This is a genomic window from Candidatus Pseudothioglobus sp. Uisw_016 (genome assembly GCF_048087635.1).
Taxonomy (GTDB): Bacteria; Pseudomonadota; Gammaproteobacteria; order PS1; family Pseudothioglobaceae; genus Pseudothioglobus.
The window spans coordinates 1-18137 of the sequence record NZ_CP159806.1; the positions used below are offsets into that span (position 1 = coordinate 1).

Here is an 18137-nt window from a genome sequence, read left to right on the forward strand (position 1 = left end):
AGGCCTAAATATCAACCAAATCTAACAAAGGCTTTAATCATCTTTAGGCTTATTACAGGTATCATTAGAATATTGTTTTCCTATTTTAACCTTCTTTCTTATGTCTCAGACTTGGGTCCAGTGCCTAGAATCGCTAAAAAATACACTGCCATTAGGTGAGTTCAGTGTGTGGGTTAAGCCCCTAAAAGCAGCAGAAAGAAATGAGACTCTTTACCTCTATGCGCCTAGTGCTTCTGCACTTAAGTATATAAATAACCATAAAAATCTAGAGGCTGCAATTGTTCTCGCAGTATCAGAGTTTGATCGAAAACTAAAGGTTAGGTTTGGCGTTGTTGACTCTAGTAAAAAAATTGCCGGTCAAACAAAGCACCATACAACTCCATTATTCCCAGAATATACTTTTGATAGTCTAGTTTTAGGAAGTGCTAATCAGGTTGCGGCTCTTGCGAGTAGACAGATTGCAGAGAAGATTGGGGCCTCTCCATACAATCCTTTTATTATTTATGGTGAGTCTGGCCTTGGAAAAACCCACCTGATGCAAGCTGCAGGGCATCTTGCGCTAGAAAAAAACCCCAATACAAAAATAATATATGTTCCATTAATGGATTTTGTAAGAAATATTACAACCAGCCTAAGGCATAATACGATAGAAAATGTTAAGCTCTTTTATCAGTCAGCTGATTTATTGTTGGTTGACGACATTCACTTAATAGCTGGCAAAGATAAATCACAAGAAGAATTTTTTCATATTTTTAATTTTTTGTTCAGTACAAAAAAACAGATTATATTTACATGTGACCAACCACCTAAAAATATTAAAGATCTTGAAAATAGGCTTAAAACTCGTTTTTCGCAAGGCTTAAATTTACAGCTTTCACCACCAGAGTTAGAAATGAGGGCAGCTATCTTATTAAAGAAGTCTCAAAATCCTCAGATATCTCTTGATCTTAGTGAGGATGTTGCTCTTTTTATTGCAAGTCATGTTGTTTCGAATGTTAGAGATCTAGAAGGGGCGCTTCTTAAACTAAAGGCTTTTGTTGACTTTTCTCAAATAGATCATTCTTTTATAACCAAAGACGTTGTAGAGGGCGCGCTAGGTGATCTAATTAAACCAAAAAAACTTATTATTGAAGTAAATGAAGTTCAAAAAACAGTTAGTAAGTTTTATGGGATAACAGTTTCTGACTTAATTTCAAATTCGCGAAAACAGCATTTAGTCAAAGCAAGACAAATGGCAATCTACTTATGTCACGAACTAACATCTTTATCGCTAGCAAAAATTGGTCAAAATTTTGGAAACAGGGACCACTCTACGGTTTTGTATTCCTGTGAAAAACTAAAAGGGCTTATAAATACAAACGAAGAGATAAAAAACGATATTGAAAATATAACAATTAAAATTACTAACTTATAAACAAAAAATTATAAGTTGTGTTGTTGATAAGAAACAAAACATCTTATAATTAGAACAATAACTAACAATAGTGTAAAAACAAACCTGAAGATATTAACAAGATATACACCACTTATGCTGTTGATTTTAAAAAGAAAAAAATAGAAATTAACAGAAAATAAGAACACTAATAATAATAATAATTAATTTATAAAGACATCCAGCCTATGAACACTGAATTAAGCGTTGAAGAATTAATTGAACCACTACAAACTGTAATTGGGGTTGTTGAAAAAAAACAAACCCTCCCAATACTTTCGCATGTATTAATTCAATTAAAAGACAAAGTATTAACGCTTACGACAACAGATATGGAACTTGAAATAAGTGCTTCGAATGAAATAAAAAGTGAAACAGAGGTGACATTCACAATATATGCAAAAGATCTAATAGATATTGTAAGAAAACTCCCAGAAAAAACAAAAATTAAATTTAAAATTGAAGAAAATAAAGTTTATCTAAATGCAAATAAGAATACATTTGAGTTAAATACATTCAATCATTTAGATTTTCCAGCGCTGCCTAAAACACAAAATACAAGCGTAATAAAAATAAAACAAGAAGCACTAAAAGAACTAATAGAAAACACAAGTTTTTCTATGGGAAATCAAGATATAAGGGCTTATTTAAACGGACTGTTTTTTGAATTAAACAAAGACTCGTTAACTGTTGTAGCAACTGATGGACATAGACTCTCAATTGGTGAAGTAAAACAAAGCAATAATTTAGAAGATAAAAAAACAGTAATTCTTCCAAGAAAAGCAGTGTTAGAGTTAACCAAACTACTAAATAAAAGTACTCAAGATATGGCAGAAATTCATCTATCAGACAACTATTTCTCATTAGTAGATACAAATACGAAAATTATTAGTCGTTTAATTGATGGGAATTTTCCAAATTATAAGCAAGTTATGCCCACCGACTTCAGCAATACAATTGTTATAGATCGAGCAGACTTTCTCTCTAGCTTACAACAGGCATCAATTTTTGTTGATGAAAGAACAAAGGGCGTAAAACTGGTTTTTAGAGATGACAAGCTTAGTATATTTTCTCACTCAGAAAGAGGTAGGGCTGAAACGCAAATAGAAGTTACAAAACAAGAAAAAGAACTTGAAATTGCTTTTAACATCCATTACTTAATCTCTGTTTTAGAGAAATTAAGCTCAAAAGAAGTAAATATGGTTATACCAGGTGGCGAAAATAAATCTTGTTTACTGAGCGCGATGGGTGATGAAAGCTATCAGTACATAATCATGCCAATGAGAATATAGCCAAAATTAATACATGGCAATAATTGAGAAACTGCATGTTGCAAGATTTAGAAATTTAAACGATCAGTATCTAGAACCCAACAAAAATATAAACTTAATTCTTGGCAGTAATGGCCAAGGAAAAACTAACTTTATTGAGTCTATATATTATTTAGGACACAGTCGATCGTTTAAAACAAAAAATATTAAAGATGTAATTCCTTTTGAAAAAGACCTTATTCAAATAAATGCAATAATCGATGGTGAAAAGGTAACTTTAAGTAAATCTAAAAGTAAAAGCACTATTGTAATTGGCACTGAAAAAATTACCAGTAATAGCCTTTTAAGCCAGCACCTACCAACACAAATTATTTCTCCTGATAGGGGCTTTATAGTAGGCGGTTCACCAAAACTTAAAAGATCTTATCTAGATTGGGGTGTTTTTCATGACAACAAAGAAGTATTAAAAACATATAAATCCTATAATAAAACCCTAAAAAATATAAATGCAATACTAACAGGAAACAATCAAAATCAACTTGAAGAGTGGTTCTCAAAATTCGCCTTCTTATCTGTTGAGATTACTCAAGCCCGAATAAACTACATACAGAAACTGACACAAATACTTGGAGAGAGCCCCTTGCTATCTCTTAAGAGTTTTGTTGATTCCACAAAAAGCCTAGAGTTTAAATTACAAACAGGCTGGGTAAAGGAGGTTGATAGCCTTAACCAAAACGAAATTAAAAAATATCTCCAAAACAATAAAAGTTCTTTTATAAAAACCAAACATTTGGGGTATGGTCCACACAGGGCCTCAATTGATTTCTATTTAAGTAAAAAAAATGAAGGTTTTCTTTCAAGGGGGGAGCAAAAGAAACTTTCAATTGTTTTTTGGATGCTTCAAGTACTTGTATTAGCAAAAGACAACTCTGACCCAGTCGTTCTGATTGACGATATTTCTTCGGAGCTAGACCAAGAAAAAATTAACTCAATACTTGATTTTTTGACAAACCTAAATATACAAATATTTATAACCGATATTGGAAATAAAGACCTTCCTTTAGACCCAAAAAAAACCAATATTTATCTTATTAAGAATGGAGTTATCACTAGTGTTTAAGCTGTAATTTCTCTATTACAGCAATGTGAAAAATGTTATATGATTTATCGACAAAGTTACTACCCGTGGTATAATAAATTCATTTTTTAAGGGCCATTTATGACTGAAGAATACCAAGCCTCCAATATTAAAGTTTTAAAGGGTTTAGACGCTGTTAGAAAGCGCCCTGGAATGTATATTGGTGATACAGACGATGGTACTGGTCTTCATCATATGGTGTTCGAAGTTGTTGATAATTCAATTGATGAGGCTCTAGCTGGCCACTGCTCAAAAATTGAGGTTGTAATACACGATGATAACTCAATATCTGTAACAGATGATGGTCGCGGAATACCAGTCGATATTCATCCTGAAGAAGGAATATCTGCAGCTGAAGTTATTATGACCGTACTTCATGCTGGCGGTAAGTTTGATGATAACTCATACAAGGTTTCTGGTGGTCTTCATGGAGTTGGTGTCTCTGTAGTAAACGCCCTCTCTGAAACACTTAAACTATCCATTCATAGGTCTGGTGAAAGCTATGAGCAGGACTATGTTCTAGGTGTTCCAGTTTCACCAATTAAAACCATAGGAAAATCAGATAAAACAGGTACAACAATTCACTTCAAGCCAAGTGTGGAGATTTTCACTGAAACAGTTTTTAAGTTTGAGACTTTGTCAAATAGATTACGTGAACTGTCTTTTTTAAATTCAGGTGTTCGTATTGAAATTCATGATGAGCGCACTGATCAAAAAGATATTTTTGTTTATGAGGGGGGTATTAAAGCTTTTGTAGAACACTTAAACAAGTCTAAAAACCCAATTCATAATGACATTATTTCAATTTCTACAGAGAAAGACGATATTACTGTTGACGTAGCACTCCAATGGAGTGACTCCTACAATGAAAGTGTATATTGCTTTACTAATAACATTCCACAAAGAGATGGTGGGGCGCATCTTGCTGGCTTAAGAGCTGCATTAACACGAACTCTTAATAACTTCATAGATGCATCAGGGTTAGCAAAAAAAGAAAAAGCTGCTATTACTGGTGAAGATACTCGAGAGGGTTTGACTGCTATATTGTCAATTAAGGTACCAGACCCTAAGTTTTCATCACAAACAAAAGATAAGTTAGTTTCATCTGAAGTTAGAGCGCCAGTTGAGTCTTCTGTAAGTGAGAAATTAAGTGAATATCTTCTTGAAAATCCTACTGAAGCTAAAATTATTATTGGGAAAATTTTTGATGCCTCCAGGGCTCGTGATGCTGCTAGAAAAGCACGTGAAATGACTCGTCGTAAAGGTGCTTTAGATATAGCGGGACTTCCAGGAAAGCTAAGCGACTGTCAAACTAAAGACCCTGCTGAATCAGAAATTTTCTTAGTAGAGGGTGATTCTGCTGGAGGATCAGCCAAACAAGGAAGGGACAGAAGAACACAAGCAATTCTACCCCTAAAAGGTAAAATTTTAAATGTAGAAAAAGCAAGATTCGAAAAAATTCTATCTTCTCAAGAAGTTGGAACACTGATTACTGCTTTGGGTTGTGGTATTGGTAAAGAAGAGTATGACCTTACAAAGCTTAGATATCACAAGATAGTTATTATGACAGACGCCGATGTTGATGGGGCCCACATTAGAACCCTACTTTTAACGTTCTTCTATCGCCACTACCCAGAGCTAATTGAGAATGGCTATTTATTTATCGCACAACCACCCCTTTATAAAATTAAAAAAGGCAAGCAAGAGCGATATCTTAAGGATGATATTGAGCTTAATGAATATCTTCAGCAAGAGGCAATCCATGATGCTAGTCTTTTTGTTAGTAAGGACGCCCCAGCTATTCAGGGAATGGCGCTTGAAAAGCTTGTTACTAAGTACTATAGTACAATTGGCACTATTGAAAAAGTTGGTAAAAAATATAATGAGCCTTTGTTAATGTCTATGTTGGGAATGCCAAAATTAGATTTATCTGACGAAAAAATATCGAAAGAATGGTGTGTTAAACTTCAAGAGAAAATGAACAACAATAGCTCGATGTCAGAGCAAAATATTTTAGAGTTTAAAAATAATAGCATCCTATACTCTTTGAAAACTTATGGAGTAGAAGTGACAAATATTTGTCTTGATGAGGGCTTTTTTAACTCAGCAGAGTATAAAAAAATAGAGACATATTCAGATCAAGTTGAGAGTATGTTTGATGATGAGACATACATTCAAAAAGGCGCCAAAGAAATTAAAACACCTAATTTTTCTACTGCCCTGAATTTTTTACTTGTTGAAGCAAGAAAAGGACAGGGGTTTCAGAGATACAAGGGGCTGGGAGAGATGAATCCTGATCAGCTTTGGGACACCACGATGAACCCAGAGACAAGAGTAATGCTGCGAGTAAAAATTGAAGACGCCATAGCCTCTAATGAAGTTTTCACAACATTAATGGGAGATGAAGTAGAACCAAGAAGGAACTTCATTGAACAAAATGCCCTAAAAGTTGACAACTTAGATTTTTAATTAAGTAAAAACACCCCCCCGTGATTTAAATTCAAGCAGTTATGAATTTATTTATTAACACCTTGACCTTGTTTGTAAGATAATAAGTAGAGTTTTCTTATAATGAAGTGGGTCCATGTCAAAAAAACATCCGGTAATTGCTATAACTGGGTCTTCTGGTGCTGGTACATCGACCGTTAAAAATGCGTTTAATCATATTTTCTCACGTGTTGGAGCAATTCCAGTAATTATTGAGGGCGATAGCTTTCATAAATTTGATCGTAAGCAAATGAAAAGCACCATGCAGGCTGAAGATAAAAAAGGAAATAAATATTTTAGTCATTTTGGTCCAGAGGCCAACCATTTTGATTTGATTGAAAGCACCTTTAAAGATTATGGTGAAAAAGGCCATTGTAAGCGCCGCTACTATATTCATTCTGATGAAGAAGGCACCCCTTTTGGAAAAAAAGCTGGAGAGTTTACTGATTGGGAGGAGGTAGGAAGGGGTAGTGATTTGCTTTTCTATGAAGGACTTCATGGCGGAGTAAAAGATGGAAATATAGATGTTACAAAATTTGTTGACTTGTTGATTGGTGTAGTACCTGTAGTAAACTTAGAGTGGATCCAAAAAATTCATAGAGACAAGGAGCAAAGAGGCTATTCGGCTGAAGCAACAGTAGACACAATTCACAGAAGAATGTGGGACTATATTAATTATCTCACGCCTCAGTTTTCAAGAACACATATAAATTTTCAGCGTGTTCCAACAGTGGATACTTCAAACCCTTTTATTGCTAGAGACATACCAACTCAGGATGAAAGCTTTGTAGTTGTTAGATTTCAAGATCATAAGTACTGCGACTTTGTTTATTTACAAGATATGGTTACGGGCTCTTTTATGTCACGGCCAAATACCTTGGTTGTTCCTGGAGGCAAAATGGGCTTTGTAATGGAGTTAATATTAAGAGAGCAAATCGAAAAAATGTTAAATCGTTAAATCAGTAAACCCATTCACAGTAAATATAATTTTTATTTAACAACTATGTTTATAAGTTTGTTTGGAACAACAATAACTTTAATTATTTCTTTGTCTTTTATATGTTTACTAACCCCTTCATCACTAAAAGCTAACTCTTGGACTTTTTGATTGTCAGAGTTTAATGGGGCCATTATTTTTGCTCTTAATTTTCCATTAACTTGGACTATGGTCTGTATGTTATCTTGAATAAGCGCAGATTCATCAACAACTGGCCATTTGACATCGACTATAGCCTCTTTACCGCCAAGCAAATGCCAAAGATGATGGCATAGATGGGGAATTACTGGACTAAGACACTTGACCATGATATCAATCGATTCTTTTCTGACAGCAGCCCCTTTTTCAGACGTATCTATAAATTTAGACAGAGTATTATTGAGCTCCATCATGGTTGCTATGGCTGTATTAAATGAATGCCTTCTACCTAAATCATCACCTACTTTTTTGAGCGCTAAATGTGTTCTTTTCCTAACTTCTTTTTGCTCATCATTTAAATCTTCAAAACTAACTTTCAAGGCTTTATTATTTTTATTGGAATTTACAAAACCAGTAACAAGACGATAAAATTTGTTTATAAACCTATAAGCCCCCTCAATTCCACTATCTGACCACTCAAGGTCTTGTGTTGGCGGCGCTGCAAAAAGTATAAAAAGCCTTGCCGTATCAGCCCCATACTTAGCAATCATTTCTTGAGGATCAACCGTATTTCCTTTTGATTTACTCATTTTAGCGCCATCTTTTAAAACCATTCCTTGTGTAAGAAGATTTGTAAAAGGTTCACTGGCTTCAATTATTCCCTCGTCACGCAATAATTTTGTGAAAAAACGTGAGTATAAAAGGTGCAAGATTGCATGTTCAATTCCACCTATATATTGATCTACAGGAAGCCAATAGTTAGCACGATCATCCAGAATAGCGTTGCTTTGATCGACACATGTGTATCTTGCAAAGTACCAGGAAGACTCAAAAAAAGTATCAAAAGTATCCGTTTCTCTTTCCGCCTGTGCGCCGCATTTAGGGCACAATACGCTATAAAAATTAGGCATCTTTTTTAATGGAGAGCCCACACCATCAAGCCCAACATTTTCAGGAAGTCTTACAGGGAGGTTTTCAAGGTTTTCTGCAACAACCCCACAAGTAGGACAATTAATTATTGGGATTGGGCAGCCCCAGTAACGCTGCCTTGAAACACCCCAATCTCTAAGACGATAATTAGTCTTTAGCTCCCCCATTTTCAGGTTTGAAAGTTTTTCACTAATTGCGCTAAACGCCTGGTCAAAGCCTAAGCCATTAAACTCGCCAGAGTTTATAAGAATTCCTTTTTCAACGTATGCTGTTTTGCTAGTATCTACATTACCACTGTGGTCGGAAATAACATTAACAATGGATATATTATATTTTTTTGCAAACTCATAATCCCTTTGGTCATGAGCAGGAACGCTCATTACTGCTCCAGTTCCATAGCCCATAAGAACAAAGTTTGCTATCCAAATTGGAGTAGATTCGCCCGTTATTGGGTGAATACAAGTCAATCCAGAATCAATGCCTTTCTTCTCCATAGTTTCAATAGCTGCTTCGGCCGTTTCCATTTTTTTACACTCTTCAAGAAACATTTGAATTTCATTGCTACCCTTTCCAGCCTTAATAGCAAGAGGATGTTCTGCAGCAATTGCAAGATAAGTAACACCTAATAAAGTATCGGGCCTTGTTGTATATACAGTTAGTGCTTCAGAACCATTAAGCGTAAATTTAATGTCAAGTCCAACAGATTTGCCAATCCAGTTTGTTTGCATCATTTTTACAGCATCTGGCCAGCCGTCGAGTTTTTGTATGTCCACAAGAAGCTCTTCTGCGTAGTCAGTTATTTTCATATACCACTGAGAAATCTCTTTCTTTTCAACAGGCGCACCAGATCGCCAGCCACAACCTTCAACTACTTGCTCATTAGCCAAAACTGTTTGGTCTACAGGGTCCCAGTTTACGACTGCTTTTTTCTTATACACAAGGCCCTTCTCAAACAGCTTTACAAAAAACCATTGTTCCCAACGATAGTACTCTGGATGACAAGTTGCTAATTCTCTTGACCAGTCATAACCAAAACCCAACTCTACAAGCTGTTCTTTCATGTGCTTAATGTTTTCATAAGTCCACCCAGCAGGAGGAACCTGGTTTTTTATAGCAGCGTTTTCAGCTGGAAGTCCAAACGCATCCCAGCCAATAGGCTGCATAACATTCTTTCCAAGCATTTTCTGGTATCTTGAAATTACGTCGCCGATACTATAGTTTCGAACATGACCCATATGAAGCCTTCCAGAAGGATAAGGCAGCATTGATAGGCAGAAATACTTTTCTTTGGTTTTATCTTCAACCACAACAAATGAGTTATTTGTGGCCCAATATTCTTGTGCTTCTTTTTCAATTAAAGCAGCGTTATATTCTTTTTGCATCATTAATTTTATAAGTTTTTAATTTAAATTAAGAGAGCCAACTAAAGATTGAACGTCTTTCATGTTGTGTTCTATTAGATATTTACTAATCCCTTCGTTTATTTCTTGGCAAACAAGGGGATCATAAAAGAGCGCAGTTCCAATACCAACTGTGTCTGCCCCAGCAATGATGAATTCAATCGCATCATTAGCCGACACAATTCCCCCTTGACCAATTATAGGGACATTATATTTTTTACTAACCTGGTAAACCTGGTGAACCTTCAGAAGTGCAATCGGTTTTATAGCAGGACCAGATAGCCCTCCTTGATTATTTCCTATTACTGGCTTTTGTTTTTCAATATCAATAGCCATTCCCATAACTGTGTTTATAACGGCGAGCCCATCGCTTCCAGCATCAATACACCTTAATGCATTGGAGGCAATGTCTGTTTGATTTGGAGATAGCTTTGTAATAATTGGTTTAGAGGTATTTTTTCTACAAATCTCAACAACCCTAAAAGACATTTCGGGGTCATTGCCAAAAGCAACGCCGCCTTCTTTTACATTTGGACATGAAATATTGATTTCAATGGCGTCGATATCAGAGTCATCAAAGTGTCGTGCAATTTCGCCATATTCTTCAACGGTTGATCCAGAAATATTAATAATGAATTTAGTTTCTTTTTTATCCAGGCCTGGCATTATGTCGTTTATGACCGCAGTTGTTCCTGGGTTTTGAAGGCCAATAGCGTTGAGCATTCCATTAGGAGTTTCAGCAATTCTATGTAGTTTGTTTCCAAGCCTTGGCTCAAGAGTAGTCCCTTTTAAGCAGACTGCACCGACATCGGAGTTAGAGAAGCCCTTGATTCGAGTGTACTCTTCACCAAACCCAACACACCCGGAAAGCAAAATGATTGGTGAGTTTAATGACATCCCACAAAAACTTGTTTTAAGATTATTTTGCATTGCCGTTATTATACTTTTATGGCGACTTGGAGGTTGATAACTTCGTCTAAAATGTTGCTATGAATGGAGTTTTTATAACAGGCAGTAATACAGAGGTTGGTAAAACTACTGTAGCCATTGAAATTGTTAGGCATCTCAGTAAGGCAAGAGAGATTAAGGTTCGAAAGCCTGTTGAAACAAATTGTGAGCTATTGAATGGAGACTATATTCCAAAAGATGCTATTGCACTTAAAGAGGCCTGCAATTCAAAGGAGCTTTTAAACATAGTTTGCCCTCATTGTTTTACTCTTGAAGCAAGTCCGGAAGAAGCCAGTGCAAGCGTTGGAAAAACCCTTGGCCTAGATGACTTAGTACATGCTTGTAACAACCAAGTGGGAGACTGTTTTGTTTTGGTAGAGGGCGCTGGTGGGCTTTATTCACCGATTGCAGAAAAAGCGCTTAATTCAGACCTTGCTGTCTTGCTTCAGCTACCAATTATCATTGTTGTTCGAGACGAGTTAGGCTCTGTTAGCCAAGGTTTGCTGGCTATTGAAGCCGCAAAGAAAAACAATCTAGAGGTTTTGTGTCTTGTATTAAATGAAATTAACCCAAACACACTATCTAATAATGAGTCTCTTGCTGGGTATACAAGCGTTCCTATACTTTCATTTTCAAAAGATAATTTGGAGTTTTTTAATTCTGAAATTGAAAGACTAATCTAATAGGGTTAGGTTTGGCTTCTGGTTTTCTTGATCAAGAGGCTCGACCTTATTATCAAAAAACATTCCTTCTCCATTTTCTTTAGCATAAATAGACAATACCGCGTTGCAGGGCACAATAATTTTTTCAGGCCTTCCATTAAATCTTGCCTTAAAGCTAATAGACTTATTGGTTATTGCCCGTCCTTCTGTTGCAGAAGAGGCAATGTTTAAAATAATTTTACCGTCACTTGCAAAGTCTTTAGGAATCGAAACACCAGTTTTTTCAGAATTAACAAGTATATGAGGCGTAAAACTAGAGTCCTCTATCCAATCACAGTAAGCTCGGATTAAATAGGGGACCACACTTGACATAAGTTTTTTTAGTTAAAGTCTTTTTCAGCAAAAGTTAGGCTCTCATGAAAGCCTTCTTTTTCAAAAAGCCTATTGGCATAATCCATAATTGGTTTTGCTTTTTTCTTATCTAAAGAGATGCCTAAAAGACCAAGACGCCATAGAATAGGAGCGATACAGATGTCAACAAGAGTCATTGTTTCACTTTTAAAATAAGGCTTATGGGAGAATAAAGGCAATAGCTCTATAAGATTTCCATGTAAAGTTTTTCTTGCAGCCTCACTTTCTTTTTTGGCGCCATTTAGAATTTTTTCGACAAGCTCATACCAGCAGCCTTCTGATCTCGTGAAACGATAAATTAGAAGGCGTTTTTCCGCTTTTTCAATAGGATCAACTGGCAAAAGAGGAGGAAAGGGGAATCTTTCATCTAGGTATTCCATAATTACAGAGAGGTCGTATAGAACCATTCCTCTATCAAAAAGTGTTGGAAGAGTTTCACAAGGGTTGAGCTCTAAAACCTCTTCTGGCATTTCGTCAAACTTAAGCTCTATAACCTCTCGCTCAATTAGTTTGTGAGCCATAATAAATCGAACTGCATGTGACTCAAGCTCTTCAGAGGCGGCATAGAGGGTTGTAGAAGACGGATTAGGTTTAGATAGCATAGTTTTTGCACCAAATTAAAAAAAATAACCTTGCTTTTATAGAGCAAAGGACGTAAAGATAAAGATTGTATCAGAAATTAATCGCGCGGCCTCCATATGCCGTATTTAACATCTTTCCAGTACTCTTTCTTAAGCATATAGACAAGAATAAATAGGATGCTAAGGAATAGTAACACCCACTTGCCTAGTTTTAGGCGGATTAGCTTTGCTGGCTCACCAACATAGTCTAAGAAATTTGTTATATCAAGAACGCTTTGGTCGAACTCTGCTTCAGATTGACTTTCTCTTAATGGCCATAAGACATCTGGCATAGAAGCATTTACCAGAACTTTATTGTTTACCCCAAAAATTCTCTCCTCATCATCATAAAAACTTCTGAGGTAAGTGTAAATCCAGTCAGTTCCTTTTGATCTCGCAACTAAAGAGAGGTCTGGTGGAACGCCTCCAAACCATTTAGCTGCAGCACCTTCTGGCATAGCTGTAGTAATAGCCTCCCCTACTTTATTTCCAGCAAACATTAGATTTTTAGCAACATGCTCTTCCGTTAGGTTTAGGTCCTTAGCAATTCGATTGTAACGCATCAAGCTTATCTCGTGGCAACCTGAGCAATAATTCATAAAAAGTTTTGCGCCATTTTGCAAGGAGGTTTCGTCAAAAATATCAGTATTTGCACGATCTAAATGAACCTTACTAGCAGCAAAAATGTTTATGGAAAAAAGAAGAACAGATAAGCCAACTATTAATTTTAATTTTATATTCATATGTTACCCAGTAACCCTCTCTGGAACCTCTTTAGTTTTTCCAAGGGTGCTAAACCAAGGCATTAAGATAAAAAATGAAAAATACAAGATTGTAAAAATACGAGCCAGTAAAACATATAGAGGGGTGACAGGTTGAACACCAAGCCAGCCTAGCATAATAAAGCTTACAACAAAAGTCCCAAGAATCCATTTATAAATGGGGCTTCTGTATCGTATTGATTTAACTGGGCTTCTATCTAGCCAAGGAAGAAGGAAAAATACTCCAAGTGCTGCAAACATTCCTAATACTCCAGGAAATTGTGAACCAAACAGGGGAGGAATTGCCCTTAATACAGAGTAATAGGGGGTTAAGTACCATAATGGCGCAATATGTTCAGGCGTTTTAAGGGGGTTAGCCTCAATGAAATTTGGATACTCAAGAAAATATCCATTTAGTGCTGGAGCATAAAAAACAACTGCACAAAATATCCATAAAAACCCAACAACAACAACACTATCTTTAATTGTGAAGTATGGATGAAAGGGGATTCCGTCTTTTGGAATGCCGTCTGCATCTTTATTTTTCTTTATTTCAATTCCATCTGGATTGTTTGATCCAACGTGGTGAAGAGCAACAATATGCAAAAAAACAAGAACAACAAGAATAAGTGGAATGACGACAACATGTAATGAAAAGAAACGATTTAAAGTCGCATCACCAACAGCATAATCACCTAGAATCCAAACTAATAGATCTGGGCCTACAATCGGAACTGAGCCAAAAAGTGAAATAATTACTTGTGCGCCCCAAAACGACATTTGCCCCCAAGGCAAAACATAGCCCATGAAAGCTTCAGCTAATAAAAGAATATATAGCACCATGCCAAGTATCCATATCAGTTCCCTAGGCCCCTTGTAAGAGCCATATAAAAGGGCACGCATCATATGAAGATAAATTATTACAAAAAAAGCAGAGGCCCCTGTCGAATGCATATAGCGGATAAACCAGCCCCATTCAACGTCTCTCATAATATACTCAACTGAGGCAAAAGCATACTCTGCGTCAGGTTTATAGTGCATGGTTAAGAATATCCCAGTAACCAGCTGCATTATAAGCATCACCACTGCTAAGCCACCAAAGAAATACCAGAAATTAAAGTTTCTGGGAGTGTAGTACTCTGCTAAGTGCTCATTAATAACTTTAGATAATGGAAATCTTTGGTCTATCCAACTTTGTTTATTATTCATGTTTTCTCTTATGTTTTTTGTTGGTCAACTCCAATACGAATCAATGAATCACTGACGTATTGATACGGAGGAATTACTAGGTTGGTTGGAGCAGGCACACCTGCATAAACTCTTCCAGCAAGGTCAAACTTAGACCCATGACATGGGCAATAAAAACCACCTTTCCAACTGTCTCCCCCAAGATCAGCTGCACCAGGCTCTGGTCTATATGTTGGAGAGCAGCCTAAGTGCGTGCAAACCCCAACGATAACAGCAACACTTTCTTTGTTTTTGATAGATCGAAAATTAGAGGTTACATAGTCTGGTTGTTGACTTTTAGAGTTACCTGTGCCATCTGGATCATCAAGATTTTTAATTAGGTCTTCTGAGTCAAGAGACTCTAGTGCTTTTTCATCACGTTTAAATATCCACACAGGTTTCTTACGCCATAAGACACGAACAAGTTGACCAGCCTCTAATTTAGAAATATCAACATCGATAGGCGCTCCAGCCGCTTTAGCTTTAGCCGATGGTTTCCATGTTGATAAAAAAGGCCATGCCGCAAAACCAACACCAACCGCACCAACTACACTAGTTGCTTTGGTTAAAAAACGTCTTTTCTTTAAGTCAATTGTTTGTTCGGACATAAAAATTTTTTAAGATATTTAGATAAAAAGCCGCACCATTATAATGTAAATGGCTGATATTTAAAAGTAAAAAATGACTCAAATGACTAGTAGTTTTTTTTATCAACTTTAATGGTGATTGATTTTATATTTGAAAGTCCCTCGATTTGTTTAATTAATGAGAGGAGTTTTATTTTTTGTTTTTCAGCTCGGAAGGCTATGGATGAGTTTATAGCAAGCAGGGTAACATCTTGAGAGCCTAAAAAGCAAAGATTAAGGCCTTTAAACTGTTCAGAAAACTGTTCCTTAATTAATGCGTTTAAGTGGTTATGTTCTTTTGCTTTTTCAAATAAAGAGCTTAGATTGCTGCCAACTTTAAAATTTGTAGGGTTTCCTTTTGTTTTGTCTTGCATATATGAGAAAATACCCCAGTTTTATTAATTAATTTTGTTTGTCTTCTATGAGTATTATAAATAATGTTTTATCAAAAGTTTTAGGGTCTCATAATGACCGGCTAATAAAAAAGTATAACGGCCAAGTTTCCAAAATTAATTCGCTTGAAGAAAAGATGCAAGCGATGAGCGATGATGAGCTTGTATTAATGACAGAAACCCTTAAAGTGAGGCTTAAGAACAAAGAGACGGAGGAAGGCATTTTGGCTGAGTCTTTTGCTGTTGTAAGAGAAGCAAGCAAAAGAGTTTTGGGTTTAAGGCATTATGATGTTCAGCTTATTGGTGGCATGGTTCTAAACGAGGGCAGTATTTCAGAAATGGGAACTGGTGAAGGAAAAACTTTAGTCGCAACCCTTCCAGCCTACCTAAACTCGCTTGCTGGAAAGGGAGTTCACATTGTCACTGTAAATGACTATTTAGCAAAACGTGACTCTGAGTGGATGGGAGAAGTGTTTTCTTTTCTTGGTCTTTCTGTTGGAGTGGTTGTTTCAGGCATGTCTAGTGCCGAAAAACAAGAGGCATACTCTTGCGACATTACCTATGCAACTAACAATGAGCTTGGATTTGATTATCTTCGAGACAATATGGCTTTTTCTCAGGAGCAAAAAACACAGAAAACACTGGCGTTTGCTATTATTGATGAGGTTGACTCAATCTTGATTGATGAAGCCAGGACTCCACTAGTTATTTCTGGACCTACGGGAGACCATGCCGAAGTTTATAACGCGATAGACAAGATGATTCCAAGCTTCACACTTCAAACTGAGGTTGGAGAAGGTAAGGAGGTTGAGGTTTTAGTTCCAGGCGATTACACGCTTGATGAAAAACATAAACAAGTTTTTCTTTCAGATGATGGGCATATTAAAGCAGAAGAGATGCTAATAGAGGCGGGCGCTCTAGCTCCAGAATCCAGCTTGTATGACGCCAGTAATATTATTTTGATGCAGCACTTATTGTCAGGCTTAAGGGCGCACATATTATTTAAAAAAAATGTTGATTACCTTGTTAAAGACGACGAAGTTGTTATTGTTGATGAGTTTACTGGAAGGACTATGGAGGGAAGAAGGTGGTCTGAAGGCCTGCATCAAGCAATAGAAGCAAAGGAAGGCGTGAGTATTAAAAAAGAAAATCAAACCTTGGCATCAATAACTTATCAAAATTACTTTAGGCTATACGAGAAGCTCTCAGGGATGACAGGAACCGCTGAAACAGAAGCCTCTGAACTTCAAGATATTTATGGCTTAGAAGTTGTTGTTGTTCCGCCTAATACCCTTTCTTCCAGGATTGATCATTCAGACCTAATTTTTGGAACAATGAGTGAAAAACTTAACGCCGTTATGGAAGATATCCAGGGGTGTCAAAAAACTCTTCAACCAGTATTGGTAGGAACAAACAGCATTGAGAGCTCTGAAAGCGTCTCTACTATGCTTACGAAGAACAAAATTAAACATGAGGTGCTCAATGCAAAGCAGCACCAACGTGAAGCCGAAATTATTGCAAATGCTGGAGCTCCAGGTGCTGTAACAATTTCAACAAATATGGCTGGAAGAGGAACAGATATTGTTTTAGGAGGGAGGCCGATAGATGGAGCTAGCGAAACTGAAAAAGAGGCATGGAAGCTCAAACATAAAAGAGTTATAGATTCAGGAGGTCTGCATATTATAGGAACAGAAAGAAACGAATCTCGAAGAGTCGACAATCAGCTCCGCGGCCGGGCAGGAAGGCAAGGCGATATTGGGTCAACACGATTCTACCTGTCACTTGAAGATAGTTTAATGAAAATATTTGCCTCTGAAAAAACAGCTAGCATGATGAAGAAGCTTGGCATGAAAGAGGGAGAGGCTCTAGAGCATAGTTGGCTTAACAAAACAATTGCTAATGCGCAGAAAAAAGTCGAAGGAATGCATTATGATGCACGCAAGCACCTTCTTGAGTATGACGATGTGGCAAATGATCAAAGAAAAGTAGTTTATGAGCTAAGAGACGAATTAATGGGCACTGAAGATGTTAAAGATCGCTATGAGATAATTCGAAATGGCGTCATTAGCGACCTTTTCTCAGAGTATATCTCTTTAAAGGTGCCCGAAGAGGATTGGGATGTAGAAGGGCTTCAAAATGAGTTAATCGGATCTTATGGAACAAATATTCCAGTCCAAAAAAGCATAGATGAAGGTCTTGAGCTTGATGAAATATTAGAAATCACACAACAAGGTTTTTCGACTTCACATGACTTTAAAGAAAAAACCCTTGGCTCAGAAACCATGCGAACTTTTGAAAAGGCGGTCATGCTCAGGGCGCTTGATCACCACTGGAAAGATCATTTAGCAATTATGGACCAATTAAGACAAAGCGTAAATTTGCGCGGTTATGGTCAAAAAAATCCTGTACAAGAATTCAAGCGAGAGTCTTTTTCAATGTTTACCACTTTGCTTGAAACTATAAATATTGAGATTGTTAGGGCCCTTTGCAGTGTTAATCTTGAGCAGGTAAAAACACAATCTGAAGTAAAGCCTGAAGTTTTAACGAATAAAGAAAAACCAACCTCTGTTCAAAAAAGAGCCCCAGCGGCACGAAAAGCATTGAGCACAGGACAGCCCGCGAAAAATTTAAAAGTCGGAAGGAATGATCCGTGTCCATGCGGTTCGGGAAAAAAATATAAGCAGTGTCATGGGTAAG

General features: G+C 36.7%; 15 protein-coding genes. 7 read left to right on the top strand and 8 right to left on the bottom strand.

Translation table 11 applies throughout. From position 1 onward, the window contains the following. Positions 1 to 100 precede the first annotated feature (100 nt). From dnaA to ABXT69_RS00025, 5 genes are all read left to right on the top strand, one after another. Positions 101 to 1414 (top strand): chromosomal replication initiator protein DnaA, encoded by a 1314-nt coding sequence (gene dnaA, locus ABXT69_RS00005; RefSeq protein ID WP_416678059.1) that lies wholly within the window; start codon positions 101 to 103, stop codon positions 1412 to 1414. A gap of 206 nt (positions 1415 to 1620) precedes the next feature. After that, positions 1621 to 2724: a DNA polymerase III subunit beta gene (gene dnaN / locus ABXT69_RS00010; protein ID WP_416678061.1), complete on the top strand. Its 1104-nt coding sequence runs from the start codon at positions 1621 to 1623 to the stop codon at positions 2722 to 2724. Between the two features lie 13 nt (positions 2725 to 2737). Further along, complete coding sequence (gene recF / locus ABXT69_RS00015) at positions 2738 to 3823, top strand: DNA replication/repair protein RecF (RefSeq protein WP_416678062.1); 1086 nt, start codon at positions 2738 to 2740, stop codon at positions 3821 to 3823. 99 nt (positions 3824 to 3922) lie between these two features. Next, positions 3923 to 6310 carry a DNA topoisomerase (ATP-hydrolyzing) subunit B gene (gyrB, locus tag ABXT69_RS00020; protein WP_416678064.1) on the top strand — a complete coding sequence of 796 codons (2388 nt, stop codon included), beginning with the start codon at positions 3923 to 3925 and terminating at the stop codon, positions 6308 to 6310. Positions 6311 to 6425: 115 nt separating this feature from the next. After that, positions 6426 to 7286 (top strand): phosphoribulokinase, encoded by an 861-nt coding sequence (locus tag ABXT69_RS00025; protein ID WP_416678065.1) that lies wholly within the window; start codon positions 6426 to 6428, stop codon positions 7284 to 7286. 32 nt (positions 7287 to 7318) lie between these two features. Here ABXT69_RS00025 and leuS read toward each other — a convergent pair whose 3' ends face one another. Both leuS and ABXT69_RS00035 read right to left on the bottom strand, forming a co-directional pair. Next, positions 7319 to 9775, bottom strand: a complete 2457-nt coding sequence (leuS, locus tag ABXT69_RS00030) for a leucine--tRNA ligase (RefSeq protein WP_416679592.1) — start codon at positions 9773 to 9775, stop codon at positions 7319 to 7321. Positions 9776 to 9793: 18 nt separating this feature from the next. Continuing rightward, a complete protein-coding gene (locus tag ABXT69_RS00035) occupies positions 9794 to 10723 on the bottom strand; it encodes a dihydroorotate dehydrogenase (RefSeq protein WP_416678066.1) in 930 nt (309 codons plus the stop codon). 59 nt (positions 10724 to 10782) lie between these two features. Here ABXT69_RS00035 and bioD point away from each other — a divergent pair, with 59 nt between their 5' ends. Then, on the top strand, positions 10783 to 11424 hold the full coding sequence (gene bioD / locus ABXT69_RS00040) for a dethiobiotin synthase (protein WP_416678067.1): 642 nt from the start codon (positions 10783 to 10785) through the stop codon (positions 11422 to 11424). Here bioD and ABXT69_RS00045 read toward each other — a convergent pair. From ABXT69_RS00045 to ABXT69_RS00070, 6 genes are all read right to left on the bottom strand, one after another. Then, positions 11416 to 11775 carry a ClpXP protease specificity-enhancing factor gene (locus tag ABXT69_RS00045; RefSeq protein WP_416678069.1) on the bottom strand — a complete coding sequence of 120 codons (360 nt, stop codon included), beginning with the start codon at positions 11773 to 11775 and terminating at the stop codon, positions 11416 to 11418. The two genes, bioD and ABXT69_RS00045, sit on opposite strands and share 9 nt — an antisense overlap. 8 nt (positions 11776 to 11783) lie before the next feature. Then, positions 11784 to 12416, bottom strand: a complete 633-nt coding sequence (locus tag ABXT69_RS00050) for a glutathione S-transferase N-terminal domain-containing protein (protein ID WP_416678071.1) — start codon at positions 12414 to 12416, stop codon at positions 11784 to 11786. Positions 12417 to 12493: 77 nt separating this feature from the next. After that, positions 12494 to 13177 carry a cytochrome c1 gene (locus tag ABXT69_RS00055; protein WP_416678072.1) on the bottom strand — a complete coding sequence of 228 codons (684 nt, stop codon included), beginning with the start codon at positions 13175 to 13177 and terminating at the stop codon, positions 12494 to 12496. Positions 13178 to 13180: 3 nt separating this feature from the next. Next, positions 13181 to 14404 (bottom strand): cytochrome b, encoded by a 1224-nt coding sequence (locus ABXT69_RS00060; RefSeq protein WP_416678074.1) that lies wholly within the window; start codon positions 14402 to 14404, stop codon positions 13181 to 13183. 8 nt (positions 14405 to 14412) lie between these two features. Next, on the bottom strand, positions 14413 to 15030 hold the full coding sequence (petA, locus tag ABXT69_RS00065) for a ubiquinol-cytochrome c reductase iron-sulfur subunit (protein ID WP_416678076.1): 618 nt from the start codon (positions 15028 to 15030) through the stop codon (positions 14413 to 14415). Positions 15031 to 15116: 86 nt separating this feature from the next. After that, entirely contained in the window at positions 15117 to 15422 is a 306-nt protein-coding gene (locus tag ABXT69_RS00070; protein ID WP_416678078.1) for a hypothetical protein, read from the bottom strand. A 47-nt stretch (positions 15423 to 15469) separates the two neighbouring features. Between ABXT69_RS00070 and secA the strand changes: the two genes are divergently transcribed. After that, on the top strand, positions 15470 to 18136 hold the full coding sequence (secA, locus tag ABXT69_RS00075; protein ID WP_416678079.1) for a preprotein translocase subunit SecA: 2667 nt from the start codon (positions 15470 to 15472) through the stop codon (positions 18134 to 18136). Position 18137 lies beyond the last annotated feature (1 nt).

Bases quoted from the DNA above. Each gene is read 5' to 3' on its own strand.
- bioD (WP_416678067.1), top strand. From the start codon at position 10,783: ATGAATGGAGTTTTTATAACAGGCAGTAATACAGAGGTTGGTAAAACT.
- recF (WP_416678062.1), top strand. From the start codon at position 2,738: ATGGCAATAATTGAGAAACTGCATGTTGCAAGATTTAGAAATTTAAAC.
- ABXT69_RS00070 (WP_416678078.1), bottom strand. From the start codon at position 15,422: ATGCAAGACAAAACAAAAGGAAACCCTACAAATTTTAAAGTTGGCAGC.
- ABXT69_RS00050 (WP_416678071.1), bottom strand. From the start codon at position 12,416: ATGCTATCTAAACCTAATCCGTCTTCTACAACCCTCTATGCCGCCTCT.
- ABXT69_RS00060 (WP_416678074.1), bottom strand. From the start codon at position 14,404: ATGAATAATAAACAAAGTTGGATAGACCAAAGATTTCCATTATCTAAA.
- ABXT69_RS00035 (WP_416678066.1), bottom strand. From the start codon at position 10,723: ATGCAAAATAATCTTAAAACAAGTTTTTGTGGGATGTCATTAAACTCA.
- secA (WP_416678079.1), top strand. From the start codon at position 15,470: ATGAGTATTATAAATAATGTTTTATCAAAAGTTTTAGGGTCTCATAAT.
- ABXT69_RS00045 (WP_416678069.1), bottom strand. From the start codon at position 11,775: ATGTCAAGTGTGGTCCCCTATTTAATCCGAGCTTACTGTGATTGGATA.
- dnaN (WP_416678061.1), top strand. From the start codon at position 1,621: ATGAACACTGAATTAAGCGTTGAAGAATTAATTGAACCACTACAAACT.
- ABXT69_RS00025 (WP_416678065.1), top strand. From the start codon at position 6,426: ATGTCAAAAAAACATCCGGTAATTGCTATAACTGGGTCTTCTGGTGCT.
- petA (WP_416678076.1), bottom strand. From the start codon at position 15,030: ATGTCCGAACAAACAATTGACTTAAAGAAAAGACGTTTTTTAACCAAA.
- dnaA (WP_416678059.1), top strand. From the start codon at position 101: ATGTCTCAGACTTGGGTCCAGTGCCTAGAATCGCTAAAAAATACACTG.
- leuS (WP_416679592.1), bottom strand. From the start codon at position 9,775: ATGCAAAAAGAATATAACGCTGCTTTAATTGAAAAAGAAGCACAAGAA.
- gyrB (WP_416678064.1), top strand. From the start codon at position 3,923: ATGACTGAAGAATACCAAGCCTCCAATATTAAAGTTTTAAAGGGTTTA.
- ABXT69_RS00055 (WP_416678072.1), bottom strand. From the start codon at position 13,177: ATGAATATAAAATTAAAATTAATAGTTGGCTTATCTGTTCTTCTTTTT.